The organism is Streptomyces sp. NPDC003635 (assembly GCF_053587635.1).
On record NZ_JBSFOK010000017.1, the window covers coordinates 33,712 to 45,914 of the forward strand.

General features: G+C 69.3%; 14 protein-coding genes. 7 read left to right on the forward strand and 7 right to left on the reverse strand.

Going from position 1 to position 12,203, the window contains the following annotated elements; all coding sequences use genetic code 11:
• Positions 1 to 48: 48 nt before the first annotated feature.
• The 4 genes from ACWDRW_RS17970 to ACWDRW_RS17985 form a co-directional block, all read right to left on the reverse strand.
• Positions 49 to 582 (reverse strand): DUF7822 domain-containing protein, encoded by a 534-nt coding sequence (locus tag ACWDRW_RS17970; protein ID WP_451724238.1) that lies wholly within the window; start codon positions 580 to 582, stop codon positions 49 to 51.
• Positions 583 to 1,274: 692 nt separating this feature from the next.
• On the reverse strand, positions 1,275 to 1,964 hold the full coding sequence (locus ACWDRW_RS17975) for a hypothetical protein (protein WP_451724240.1): 690 nt from the start codon (positions 1,962 to 1,964) through the stop codon (positions 1,275 to 1,277).
• A 79-nt stretch (positions 1,965 to 2,043) separates the two neighbouring features.
• Positions 2,044 to 2,466 (reverse strand): DUF6153 family protein, encoded by a 423-nt coding sequence (locus tag ACWDRW_RS17980; RefSeq protein ID WP_451724242.1) that lies wholly within the window; start codon positions 2,464 to 2,466, stop codon positions 2,044 to 2,046.
• Positions 2,467 to 2,660: 194 nt separating this feature from the next.
• Positions 2,661 to 3,230: a TetR/AcrR family transcriptional regulator gene (locus ACWDRW_RS17985; RefSeq protein WP_451724243.1), complete on the reverse strand. Its 570-nt coding sequence runs from the start codon at positions 3,228 to 3,230 to the stop codon at positions 2,661 to 2,663.
• A 91-nt stretch (positions 3,231 to 3,321) separates the two neighbouring features.
• Between ACWDRW_RS17985 and ACWDRW_RS17990 the strand changes: the two genes are divergently transcribed.
• Both ACWDRW_RS17990 and ACWDRW_RS17995 read left to right on the forward strand, forming a co-directional pair.
• Positions 3,322 to 3,477, forward strand: a complete 156-nt coding sequence (locus tag ACWDRW_RS17990; RefSeq protein ID WP_451724244.1) for a hypothetical protein — start codon at positions 3,322 to 3,324, stop codon at positions 3,475 to 3,477.
• The gene (locus tag ACWDRW_RS17995) at positions 3,474 to 4,019 is read left to right on the forward strand and encodes a hypothetical protein (protein WP_451724245.1); all 546 of its coding nucleotides are present in this window, start codon (positions 3,474 to 3,476) and stop codon (positions 4,017 to 4,019) included. The genes ACWDRW_RS17990 and ACWDRW_RS17995 overlap by 4 nt, the downstream gene beginning before the upstream one ends.
• A gap of 57 nt (positions 4,020 to 4,076) precedes the next feature.
• Here the strand turns inward: ACWDRW_RS17995 and ACWDRW_RS18000 are convergent, their stop codons facing one another.
• On the reverse strand, positions 4,077 to 5,522 hold the full coding sequence (locus ACWDRW_RS18000) for an MFS transporter (RefSeq protein WP_451724247.1): 1,446 nt from the start codon (positions 5,520 to 5,522) through the stop codon (positions 4,077 to 4,079).
• Between the two features lie 438 nt (positions 5,523 to 5,960).
• Positions 5,961 to 6,548 carry a TetR family transcriptional regulator gene (locus tag ACWDRW_RS18005; protein ID WP_451724249.1) on the reverse strand — a complete coding sequence of 196 codons (588 nt, stop codon included), beginning with the start codon at positions 6,546 to 6,548 and terminating at the stop codon, positions 5,961 to 5,963.
• 115 nt (positions 6,549 to 6,663) lie between these two features.
• Between ACWDRW_RS18005 and ACWDRW_RS18010 the strand changes: the two genes are divergently transcribed.
• Positions 6,664 to 7,521, forward strand: a complete 858-nt coding sequence (locus ACWDRW_RS18010) for a class I SAM-dependent methyltransferase (RefSeq protein WP_451724250.1) — start codon at positions 6,664 to 6,666, stop codon at positions 7,519 to 7,521.
• A 41-nt stretch (positions 7,522 to 7,562) separates the two neighbouring features.
• Here the strand turns inward: ACWDRW_RS18010 and ACWDRW_RS18015 are convergent, their stop codons facing one another.
• Complete coding sequence (locus tag ACWDRW_RS18015; protein WP_451724415.1) at positions 7,563 to 7,850, reverse strand: metal-sensitive transcriptional regulator; 288 nt, start codon at positions 7,848 to 7,850, stop codon at positions 7,563 to 7,565.
• Positions 7,851 to 8,457: 607 nt separating this feature from the next.
• On the opposite strand from ACWDRW_RS18015, the gene ACWDRW_RS18020 reads away from it, so the two are divergent.
• From ACWDRW_RS18020 to ACWDRW_RS18035, 4 genes are all read left to right on the forward strand, one after another.
• Positions 8,458 to 9,294 carry a helix-turn-helix domain-containing protein gene (locus ACWDRW_RS18020; protein ID WP_451724251.1) on the forward strand — a complete coding sequence of 279 codons (837 nt, stop codon included), beginning with the start codon at positions 8,458 to 8,460 and terminating at the stop codon, positions 9,292 to 9,294.
• Between the two features lie 82 nt (positions 9,295 to 9,376).
• The gene (locus tag ACWDRW_RS18025) at positions 9,377 to 9,847 is read left to right on the forward strand and encodes a cupin domain-containing protein (RefSeq protein ID WP_451724252.1); all 471 of its coding nucleotides are present in this window, start codon (positions 9,377 to 9,379) and stop codon (positions 9,845 to 9,847) included.
• Positions 9,844 to 10,563 (forward strand): SGNH/GDSL hydrolase family protein, encoded by a 720-nt coding sequence (locus ACWDRW_RS18030; protein WP_451724254.1) that lies wholly within the window; start codon positions 9,844 to 9,846, stop codon positions 10,561 to 10,563. The genes ACWDRW_RS18025 and ACWDRW_RS18030 overlap by 4 nt, the downstream gene beginning before the upstream one ends.
• A gap of 638 nt (positions 10,564 to 11,201) precedes the next feature.
• Positions 11,202 to 11,765 (forward strand): cysteine hydrolase family protein, encoded by a 564-nt coding sequence (locus ACWDRW_RS18035; protein WP_451724257.1) that lies wholly within the window; start codon positions 11,202 to 11,204, stop codon positions 11,763 to 11,765.
• Positions 11,766 to 12,203 lie beyond the last annotated feature (438 nt).

Sequence of the window (12,203 nt, forward strand, 5' to 3'; positions counted from 1 at the left end):
AGGGTGACCAGGCCAACTCCGCAGGGCCCGGCCCCGCCACGGGCCCCGTCAGTTGGGGAAGGAGAAGTAAAGGGCAGCGCTGTAGAAGGACCCGAAGTGCTTCTGCCAGTCTGCTCGGGTCGAGGCCAGCCAGTCGTCGTTCTGGCCGGCGATCGCCGCCTCGGCCTGGGCGACGACGTCGGGGATGTCCTCGAACGCCAGACGCCGCACGCTCGCTGCCGGCTCCTCGCCCGTCATCGATACGATCTCCCCAGCCTCCAGGACAAAGTACTTCGCCTGCTGCTTGTCGAGGTGGGCCGTGGTCGTGGCAACGCATTCGGCGAACTCGGCGTCGTCCTCCAGGCCTTTGCCGACCGCGCGCAGGAGGCCGCGCAGCAGGTCCGCCCCGCCCGCGTAGTCCGCGGCGATGCCGATCGGGGGGTTCCAGATCATGGACGGAACGACCGTCGTTCCGCGCCCCACCATCAGTTTGTGCGCGAGCGGGATGTCCCAGTTGTGCTCCGATATGCACCGGATCCCCTGAGGGAGTTCCGTGTCGTTAGGCATCGAGTCCGCGGAGTACAGGTATGAACGATTCGCCATGTCGGCGACGCTAACAAAGGGCTGGAGGCCATCCGAGACCCGCGCGAGGAGTTCTACGTCCGGTACACGGGACTCGACTGGTGGTCGGCGTGAGAATGACATAACCCTTCATTACTCACGTCAGCAACGGTGGGCACCACCCGTCAGCGTCAACCACCAGGTCACCACGCCTGCGCCACTGCCCCTCAGATGACGAAGGGCAACGGGCACTTCCCTGCAGACCATCAGTTCACGGGCGACCTTGGCGGAAGCCAGGACAAGTCCGGCGCGGACCGCCGGACTCTGTCCGATTCTCAGGCGGTGCTGGAGGGCATCGGTGACGGGGCCGGTGTGGCAAGTGGTCCTGGCCAAGGCGTAGCAGGCGGCAATGCGGATCCCGGAGTCCGGATCGTTCAGGAGGGGAAGGAGCCGTTCCTCCAGCGTGCACCCTGCAGGACATCACCACGCCCGGCACCATCGACGACTTTCCCGGCCGACGCTCATGCCGAGATCCGCCAGCCGGCCCTGCGCGAAGCCGTCAAGGTCTGGGCCTACAACGACGTCGCCCGCCGCAGCGGCCGCGGAGCCAGAAGCACGATGTACTCGACGCAGGGCGGGCGGCCAACCGTGATCTCACCAGAGCTCTGTGACGCCTGGAGCACAGCGTCAGCGGGCTCAGCGTGACCCACGCTGAGCCCGCTGCCGGGTCAGGGTCAGTGGCTGTGGGTATGGCCATCTTGTGCCGGCTTGGCGGGTGCCGTGGTCGGAGGGGCCGACTCAGCGGGAGCCCGGTCCGGCTTTGCGGGATCCTGGTCCGGCTTTGTGGTTGTGCCCGTGGTGGAGCCGTGGTCGTGGCTGTGGCCATCGGAACTGATGGTGTCGGCCAGGGCCATCATCCCCAGCCAGGTCAGTGCCGAGATGACGACGACGGCGGCAGCGAAGGGGCTGACGAGGTGCCGCCAGCGGCCCTTGGAGTCCTTGGCGACGAACGCGACGTACGACATGAGCAGGCCGATGGGGGTCATCCAGGCGCTGCGCTCGGGGAACTGCTCGAAGTGCTGGATGCCGCCCCCGACCATTCCGACGCCGAAGGACAGCAGCAAGGAGAACGCGACCAGCGAGAACGCCTGGCTCACCGCAGGCCGCTCATCGGCCAGCATGAACTCGTTGACGAGAGTGCCGAGGAGGAACACGACGGCGCCGACCGCGCAGATGATCGCGTACAGCGAGGGGTCGATGGGGTAGTGGACGACGGCGCCGGCGATGAGGGCGGCGCCCATGAAGTAGAGCATCTGGCCGCTGTAGCGGGCAGGGAGCGACTTCTTGTCGAAGGTGGGGCGGCGATGTTTCGTGGGGGGAGTCTGGCGGCGCTCGGAGTCGAGAACGGTGGTCACTCGGGTCATGCCTTTCGGATCTTGTCGGCTGAGAGCATGCGGAAGCGCGCCGGCACCTGTGGAGTGCGGCGTCGCGCTGATACAGCTCTCAGCAGCGCAGGATCGAAAGTCGGTACAGGCACGGCGGGTCACCTGTGCGGCCGGCCCGGGGGCGCGTGCGTGACGCCCACCGGCGCAGGACCCCGTTGCCGCCTTGTCGCCTGAGGGCGAACGTGTACAGGGCGGCGACCATGTATAGCAGCGCCAGGCAGCTCTCCCCGACTCCACCGTGGTCGCATTCGCCGTCCGGGCTGTGCGGTGTTGCGGTGGCGTCGTCGGGAGCCGCGTGGGCGTGGGTGTGCTCGATCGTGCCGCGTGCGTCGGCGAGCGGGGTCGCGGTGGCGTGGCTGCTGTGGACTGGGTGGTGGGAGGCCAGGACGTGCATGCCGAAGAGGGCAAGCACCACCGCGAGGAGCGTTGCTCGCAGCAACGCTGCCTTGTGGTGGCCGCGATGGACGTTGCCTGAGATCACGCCTCACGACCATTGGAGGGACATGGCAGCGGGATAGCCTGCAGGGGCGTCCCCACCCGGACGGAATGGAAGATAGCACCGGGTGCGAACGGCTCTGTGTGAAGTCCAACGCGTGGGCTGCATCGCACTCGGCGTCTCGCGGGGCGCTGTCCGGCTTGCGGGCGTCGATGACGATCTGCTGCCAGGAGCCTTGGTCAGGGCAGCGGGCGCAGGGCTCCGAGGGTGAGGGCGACCAGTCGGTCGACCGCGGCTTGGGAGGGGAGGGTGGAGGCGGCGGTCAGGGCGTGCAGACAGTAGGCGGCGAGTTCGGCGGGCGGTACGTCGTCGCGCAGTTCTGCTGCCAGGGCGCCTTCGGCGATGAGGGCTTCCAGCAGGCCGGTCAGGTGCTGTTCGGCGTGGCTGACGTGCTCGCTTTGGTGAAGGAGGGCGGCGAGTTCCCCGCCGTGACGCTGCCGGGTGAGGTCTGCGTAGGCGGTCGCGACGGCCGTCAGGCGCTGGGTGGCTGTGCCGGGGCGGTGTGCGGCTTCGGCCAGCTGGTGGAGGTGGGCGGTGATCTGCCGCTCGTGCCAGGCGCCGAGGACCGCTTCGGCGTCGGGGAAGTACTTGTAGAGGGTGGCGCGCCCGATGCCTGCGCGCTCGGCGAGCTGGGACATGGTCACCGCCCGCAGACCGCCGTCCGCGATCAGTGCGGCGGTCGCATTGAGGATGGCCTCGCGCACGGCTTGGCGGTGCGCATCGATGGTCTCGTTCCACAGCTTCGGCACCGGCCCAGGATAGGGACGTCCACGGGGGATACACTCCGCACGAGTTGGAGACAGTGTGTCTCGAAAAAGTTTCGATCCCGTGGAGGGCGCCATGTCTGGTTCGCCGAGTCCTTCCGGTGCTCACGACGACGAGGACCACCGGGCACCACGCTGGGTGAGGATCTCCGCGGGCATCGCCGGGCTTCTGGTCGTGGTGTTCGTGGTGGTGCACCTGGCCGGCGGCGGCATGGTGGGGCACACGCCGTGACGGTGTTCGGGCCGCGGCTGCGCAAGGCGGCGCTGACGGCGCACGTCACCGCCTCTCTGGGCTGGTTCGGCTCCGTGGCGGCGTTCCTCGCCCTGGCCTTGGCCGGGTTGTCCAGCGCCGAGCCGCAGACGGTGCGGGGGGCGTATGTGGCGATGGAGGTGGTGGGGTGGTTCGTGATCGTTCCGCTGAGCATCGCCACGCTGGTGACGGGGGTGGTGCAGTCGCTGGGCACGGTGTGGGGGCTGATGCGTCACTACTGGGTGATCGCGAAGCTGCTGATCACCGTGGTGGCCACCGTGCTGCTGCTGGTGCACATGCAGCCAGTCGGGCATTTGGCCGACGCCGCGGCCCGGGCGGCCCTGGCCGGTGGGGAGTTGAAGGGCATGAGGGTGCAGCTGGTCGCCGATGCCGGGGCTGCGATCGTGGTCCTGCTGACAGCGGCCGGACTGTCGGTGTTCAAGCCCCGGGGGATGACCCGGTACGGGCTCAGGCGCCGCCGGCGCGAGCAGGGCCTCAGCGCGCGGCAGGAGGCCACGGGCTGAAGTCGAGCACGAGGAAAGGCCGCCGGGCAGTGTCCGGCGGCCCTTCCTTGGGTGCGGTCAGCTGCTGACGCGCTCGGTTTCTGCGGCAGCCTCCTGCGCTGCGGCCACGGCCGCAGGCTTCTTGCCCCTCATCAGCAGGGCGGTGGCCAGGGCCCCGGCCGCGGCGATGGCGGCCGCCCCGAGGAAGGCGGAGCTGAATCCGTCGGTCAGGGCGGGCAGGTCGCCGAGGCGGTCGGCTCCCTGTGAGGCGGCGAGCGCGGTCAGGGCGGCCAGGCCCAGGGCGGAGCCGACCTGGTAGGTGGTGTTGACGATGCCCGATGCCAGGCCCGCCTGCTCCGCCGGTGCGCCGGCCATCGCCGACATCAGGGCGGGGATGTAAGCCAGGGACATACCGGTCGCGGCGACCAGCGAGGCGGGCAGGACGTCCACCAGGAAGGTGCCCGTCGGCCCCACCGCCGACAGCCACACCAGGCCCGCGGCCAGGACCAGCAGGCCGGCCGCGATCAGAGGCTTGGCGCCGAAGCGGCCCAGCAGGCGCCCGGTGAGGGTGGTCATGAACAGCATCAGCAGGGCGGTCATCGGCAGCAGGGCCGCGCCGCTGGCGAAGGCTCCATAGCCGAGGACCTGCTGGAGGTAGAGGTTGAGGAAGTACCACATCGGGATCCACGCTGCGCCGAGCAAGGCCATCGCGACGTTGGAGATGCCCAGGCCCGGGATGCGCCAGATGCTCAGCGACATCAGCGGCGCCTTCGACGCCTTCTGGATGAGCAGGAAGATGGCCAGCAGAACGGCGGCGCCTGTCAGCTGCAGGAGGGTCTGCGCGCTGCCCCAGCCGGTCTCGGGGGCCCGGACGATGGCGAAGACCGCGAGGGCCAGGCCGCCGGTGACCGCTGCGGCGCCCAGGACGTCGATGCCGCCCCGGCGACGGCCCACGGCCGGCAGGAGGCCGGAGGCGGCAAGGGTGGCCATGCCGATGGGGATGTAGATGATGAAGATCCACGGCCAGGACGCCCACTGGGTGAAGACCCCGCCGAGGAACACGCCCGCCGTGCCGCCGGCCGGTGCGGCCGCGCCGTACAGCGCGAGGGCCTTACCGAGCTCCTTGGGGTCGTGACCGAAGAGCATCATCAGCAGCGTCATCGACGCCGGGGCGATGAGGGCGCCACCCGCTCCTTGCACGGCCCGGCCCGCGATCTCGACCCCGGCGCCGCCCGCCGCGGCGGCGATCACGGAGCCGGCGGTCAGCACCACCCAGCCAGTCGCGAACACCCGCCGGGCACCGAGGAGGTCCGACAGGCGGCCGCCCAGCAGGAGGAGCCCGCCGAAGGCGATCACGTAGGCATTGAAGACCCAGCTCAGGTCGCCCTGGGTGAAGCCGAGGTCCCGCTGCATCTGCGGGAGCGCCACGCCGATGATCGACGTGTCCATGATCACCATGAACTGTGCTGTCGCCAGCACGCCCAGCGCCCACCAGCGCCGGGGATTGACCGTTGACGTTGACATCGCCCTGCCCTCCACCGAGACCTTCAGGTACCCCTAGGGGGTATCGAGTTACGCTGAGGCAGAACGGTATACCCCCCAGGGGTATTCCGATAGAGGGAGATTTTCTTTCCCACCTCGAGCGGCCGGACGCAGGGCGGGTCAGGGCCCGTTGAGGGTCAGCCGAGGGCGCCGAGGAGTTCGTCGCAGACCTGCCGGCAGGAGCGGCATACTTCGGCGCAGATGCGGCAGTGCTCGCGCATGTCCGCGTAGCGGTCGCGCGCGCCGCGCAGGCCTTACAGGCGGTGCGGATTGCGGCCGTGATGTGGGCGTCGCAGCCGTGGCGGGAAAACTGCGGCGGTGGCACTGCAGATCCGGGAGACCCCCTCGCACGCTTCCTCCACCTCGGCGCGGGCCTTGCTCGCCGCCGCGGGTCGCCTCGGCCGCACAGGCGCTCGCAGGTCAACTGCCGAGGATTACGGCCAGCAAGCGCTGCGTGGTCACCTCGGAGTCCGGGGCCGATCCGGGGGTGCGGGTCATCAGCAGGTGGTGGGTCGTGCCGACGAGCGCGAGCGCGATGGCTGCGGCATCGCTGCTGGCAGGGATCCGGTCGGCGTGCTGTTCCGCCTGGAGGTAGGCGGTGACGGCGCGCTGGATCGCGTCGAACGCGGGCGCGCCGGACTGGAAGCCCTCGCGGGTGTGGGCCGCGGCCGCGGGGCGGGTCATCGCCAGGCCCACCACCGCGGGCGGCAGGGAGTTTAGCAGGGTTTCGACGACCTCTTGGAGGTTTTCGGCGACCGTGGCCTGTCCTACTTTGGCTTGCAGGGCCTCGGCCTGGCGGGCGCTGCGTGCGAAGCGGTCCAGGACCAGTTCGGCGACGAACTCGTCCAGGCCGGCGAAATGCGTGTGCAGGACGCCTTTGGCGCAGTCCGCCTCCGCGGTGACCGCGCGGCTGGTCAGGGCGGCGGCGCCATCGCGGGCCACCACCCGCTCCGCGGCCGCGAACAGCCGCTCACGCAAGTCCGGAATCGCCACTCCACGAGGTGACACAACGCCTCTCCCCCTTAGCCGATTGCAAGTATGGGCGTTCGTCCATACTGTTTGGGCGCTTGCCCATTCTAGGGCCGGGGCGCCCCGCCGCCCCCCGGCGGGAGGGAGTTCACCCATGGGGCAGTTCGCCAACACCGCGCAGGCCGAGGCGTGGAACGGATACGAGGGGGCGCAGTGGGCCCGCAGCCAGGAGCGCTGGGACGCCGTCAACGACGGCTTCAACCAGCCCCTCCTGGACGCCGCGGCCATCTCGGAAACCGACACCGTCCTGGACATCGGCTGCGGAGCCGGCCGCACCACCCGCCTCGCCGCCCGGCGGGCCTCACGCGGCCGGGCGCTCGGCCTGGACCTGTCGGGGCCGATGCTGGGCAGGGCGCAGGAGAGCGCTGTACGCGAAGGGGTCGCGAACGTGGCCTTCGTGCAGGGCGACGCCCAGGTCCATCCCCTGGACGCCGAGGCGTTCGATGCGGTCATCAGCCGGTACGGCATGACCTTCTTCACCGACCCGGTCGCCGCGTTCTCCAACCTCCACCGCGCGCTGCGCCCCGGCGGCCGGCTGGCCTTCATCTGTGCGGCCGAGGCCGAAACCAACGAGTGGCTCGCCGCGCTGGCCTCGCTCAAGGACATCCTGCCGCTCGGCGGGTTCGGGAAGGCCGGCGGTCCGGGCATGTTCTCGCTCACCGATTCCGGCCGCATCCATGGCGTACTCACCGCGAGCGGCTTCGCCGGGGTGGACGTGCAGCGCGTCGAGGCGGCAGGGAAATGGGGCGCCGACGCGGCGGACGCCGCGGCGTTCATGCTGGACTCCGGTCCCGGACGTCACCTGCTCGACCAGGTGGCCCAATCCGCGCAGGACGCGGCGCGTCAGGCGCTGACGGCCGCCCTGCAGCCCCATGAGGCGGACGGCGGGGTGTGGCTGCGCAGCAGCTCCTGGCTGGTCACCGCCGAGTGCGGCGGGATGGCACGCAGCTGACCGCAGCCGCGCCCCGACCCGTTCCTGGGGGCGGGGCGCGTTCATGCGCGAACCATGCGGGCGATGGCCTGGGACGCTTCGGCGATCTTGTCCTGGGCCTGGTCGCCGCCCTGGGCAATCGCGTCGGCCACGCAAGAGTGGAGGTGGTCGTCCATCATCGTCAGGGCGAAGGACTGCAGGGCCTTGGTGGTGGCACTGACCTGGGTGAGGACGTCGATGCAGTAGGCGTCCTCCTCAACGAGGCGCTGCAGGCCCCGCACCTGGCCCTCGATGCGGCGCAGTCGCTTGAGGACGTCGTCCTTGTTGGCGGTGTAGCCGTGCACAGCGATCCCTTCCCTTCACTAATTACCCCTGGGGGGTATAGGTGTAACGACAGGGGACGGTGAGGTGTTCCGCCGGTCGCCGCTCCGGATGCGCGAGCGCCCCGCCCGGGTCACGCGGCCCGGGCAGCTCAGTGACCGGCCCGGAAGGAACGCAGACGCAGACCGTTGCCGACGACGAAGACCGAGGAGAAGACCATGGCCGCTCCGGCGATCATCGGGTGGAGCATTCCAGCCGACCCTCATCGGTGAATACGCCGTACGGGCGCACCGCCTCGTCGACCGCCCCGGCCAGGACCTCGACGTCGCGAGCGGCGGCCGTGGGGGCCAATTTTCGGGCAATACGACCGCGCAGAGGTACGGGGCGACGGCCGTTGAGGAGGGGGCCCATCCAGCGGGCGCAGAGATCTTGGCACTGTCCACCTCCACCCGCTGCCGGGTAAACCGGGCAGAGTTGTGCCGTGGTTTGCGGCGGTACCCGCGTGTGTGACTGACCAGCGCACGCCCGTCACCAAGGGGATAGATGCGCACGAGACGTTCTATCCGTGCGGCATCCACGGTGATCAGTCCTTGGATGGTGATCTTCCTGGGCTGGGCGGCTCGTACACTGACGAGAATGGAGGACCACACGGCCACCGGGATCAGTGCACGTCCGGCGCCCCTCTTGCGGGAGTATGTCGACTCGTATGTCGGCTTCGACCTCCGCGGGCTCCCGACAGGGGTGCACTGCGGCCCGCCGGGCCGCGCGCTCACTGCGGTGATCAGCCTGGCAGATCCTTTGGAAGTGGCGGCGGGCGTTGACGACGGGTCACCGGTCACCCGATTCGGCAGCGTCGCCGGCGGCCTGATGTGCCGGTCCGTCGCGATTCACCACGACGGACGCCAGCAAGGTGTCCAGGTATCGCTGACACCGCTCGGGGCCCGGGCCATATACGGCATGCCCGCCGCCGAGCTCGCCCACCGACTGATCCCCCTTGACGAGCTTCTCGGGGCGCTTGCCGGCGAACTGGTCGACCGGCTCCGATCGGCGACAACCTGGGCGGCGCGGTTCACCGCGCTGGACGAATTGCTCCTTCGCGCTGTCGGCCGTGGCGGATGCGGCGACCAGGTGCGCTCGGTGCGCCCCGAAGTAGCCGAGGCATGGCGCCGCCTCGTCGCCGCGCGAGGTTGTGTCCAGGTGGGTGCGGTCGCCGCGGAACTCGGCTGGAGCCGTCGGTACCTCACCGAGCGGTTTCGCGGTGAGGTGGGCCTGTCACCGAAGACCTTGGCCCGAGTCCTGCGCTTCGAGCACGCGCACGAACTGGCGTCGGCGCAGGACCCACTCCCGTGGGGCGATGTGGCAACCGTCTCTGGCTACGCCGACCAGGCCCATCTCGTTCGGGACTGGCGCGAGTTCACGGGCCGGTCGCCGACGGCCTGGCGTCGCGGCGAAGTCCTCCTCGAAGCCAGGTAGCCGCCAACCGTCCGCCCGTCGCGTCGGCTTGTCTTCCCTTTTCTTCAAGACCGCCCGCTCGCTGACGTGGACGATCGTCGGCATGAGACTGGTCAACCACCAACGCAATGCCATGGACCTGCGGACCACCCCCGTACACCTCGGACTGGGATCGAGAGCGAGACCCGTCGAAGGCTTCACCTGGGACCCGGAGGTGCTCCAGGCCTACGGCGCCGCGGTCGCGGCAGACGGCGCCGAGGGCCGAATGGTGATGATCTTCGACGGCGACGGGCTCGGCGACCACTGGGAGAGCCACCCTTCAGGCGACGAACTGGTCGTGTGCCTCAGCGGGTCCGTGACGGTCACCCGCGACGTGGACGGGGTCCTCGACCGCGTTCTGCTCGGGCCGGGCGAGGCCACCATCAACCCGGCCGGGGTATGGCACGTGGTCGACACGGAGGGGCCGACATCCATCCTGGCCATCACGGCGACCCTCGGCACCGACCACCGTCCTCGGACCGACAGCCTCCCGACCGACCGCGTCAGCGCCCCCAGCCCGAAAGAGGCGCCGTGACGACACGCATCGCATGCCTCGGCGACAGCCTCACTCGCGCGCAGTTCAGCGTCGACTACCTGGATCTTCTCCAACGACGCCACCCTCCCGGTGACGTGCAGCTTGCCCGTTTCGGCGCCAACGGCGACTTCGCCTACAACCTCCTGCAGCGCCTCGATGCTGTCGTCACAAACCCACCCGATGTGATCACCGTGTTGATCGGAACCAACGACGCCCGGGCGAGCCTTCCCGGCTACCCCCTCGAGCAGGCCATGAAGCGCAAGAGGCTCCCCAATCGCCCGTCGGCAGGCTGGTTCCAACAGTGCCTGGGAACCGTCGTCGCACGGCTGCGAGCGGAGACCGACGCGACGATCGGTCTGCTGTCGCTACCGGTACTCGGCCAACAACTCGACGCAGCAGCGGCACAGGCCTCGCAGGCGTACAGCCGGATGATCGCCGAGGTCGCCGCCACCAACAAGGCGGCCTACCTCCCGCTCCACGAACGCCAGATCGAGGAACTGCGCCAAGCGGACCCGCCACCGATTCCCTACCGGGAGATGACGCCCGCAGCGGCCGTCGGCGTCCTCGTCCAGCACGCAGTGCTGCGCCGCAGCCTCGACACGATCTCCCGGCGGCGGGGTCTGCTGCTCACAACCGACCACATCCACCAGAACAGCCGCGGCGCCACCCTTATCGCTGAGGTCATCCACGCCAGCCTGCTGACCCAGAACGCGTAGCTGGTTTAGCTGGTTCCGGCGCCCGGCCAGTCGGATGCCACCTACCGCGCGGAGGTGGCATCCGAACCAAGCGGTCAACGCCTACGCCAACCCCACCGGTCCCGCGTGGCTGCGCTGGTATCCGATCTTCCCCCACGTGCTCTTCCTCCTCACCGGCGCACCCCGCACCAGACTCACCGACCGCATCAGCAACCTCCAGGCCATGACCACCCAGCACCCGAGCACCACGGTCCATCCGCAACACTGTGGACACCCTCACGGCGGCGAGCCGCGTTCGTGGACTGAGCTGTAACCACACACGCCGAGCCCACCAACCCGACAGGGGGACAAGGCTGAAGCCCGCGCCGTAGTGAACCCCGGGCGTCGGGATCGCCAATCATCAAGGCTGTACTTCACCGACCAGCACGCTCACCCGTTTCGCCACCGGCCATCGGCGTGGCAGTAGGCCAGCCGGCCTGCCCGGCCGCGCCGCGATGATCGCGCCCCAGGCATGGCTGCGTCACTGACGTGCGACCGCGTTTGTCACCAAGTTCGGGCAGCACGAGGTGACCGCAGGGGACGCTGCGAAGATCTCCGAAACCTCCACCGCAGTTCGATTGATCCACCAGACTTGTCCCAACGGAGAAGGGACGGCAGCCATGGCACACAGCGCACTTCTGGTGATGGACGTCCAACGGGACGTCGTAGCCATCGCCGATGACGGTTCCGGATATCTGCCGCGTCTACGAAGGGCGATCGACGGTGCCCGGGCTGCAGGCATCACCGTGATCTACGTGGTGCTCGCGTTACGGCCGGGCGATCCAGAAGTCAGCCCCCGCAACAAGGTGATGACAAACGCCGTGCGGGCCGGCCTGTTCACCGAAGGAGCACCCGGGACCGAGATCCATGACCACGTCGCGCCCCAACAGGGCGACGTCGTGGTCACCAAGAGGCGCGGGAGCGCGTTCTCGGGCAGCGACCTCGACTTGGTACTCAAGGCTCGCGATATCGACCACCTCGTACTCACCGGCATCGCTACGAGCGCTGTGGTGCTGTCCACCCTGTGGCACGCCATCGACCTGGACTTCGGCCTCACCGTCCTGGCGGATGCGTGCCTCGACCCTGACCCCGACGCGCACCGGATGCTCACCGAAAAGCTGTTCCCCCAGTGGGCAGATGTCCTCATGGTCGAGAACTGGCTCACAGCCATCGCACCGCAATAGCGGAAAGGCCGTCCGGACCCTTGCCAGCGGGACAAGGCGACATCACTCCGATGCGCTGGCGGGGGGCAGATGGACGGCCTGCCGGGGGGTGGGGAGGCGTCAATGCTCGTCGTGGTGCGGTCGTCTCTGATGAGGGTGGGCAAGCGGGTTCGCTGCCCGTGAATGGTGCTGCGACACCGCGACCGGAACCAGCTCTCCTGCCCGCATCGCGCAGTGATCACGTACACGAGTCTTTGCTCAGGTGCCCGTGTCAAGGGAGGTCTTCGTTGCCCGGCTGCCAGCCGGTTCTCCCAACGGCAGGCTTGTTTGAGTTCGTGGACGCGTGGGAGGAGCCCGCCGAGCCCGGCCGGCCCACCCGGCCCGAGTACGCCGGGGATTTCAACCTCAGGTCCTGGCAGGTCACTTGGCACGAAGAACCGGCGGCCCGCCACCCGCTAC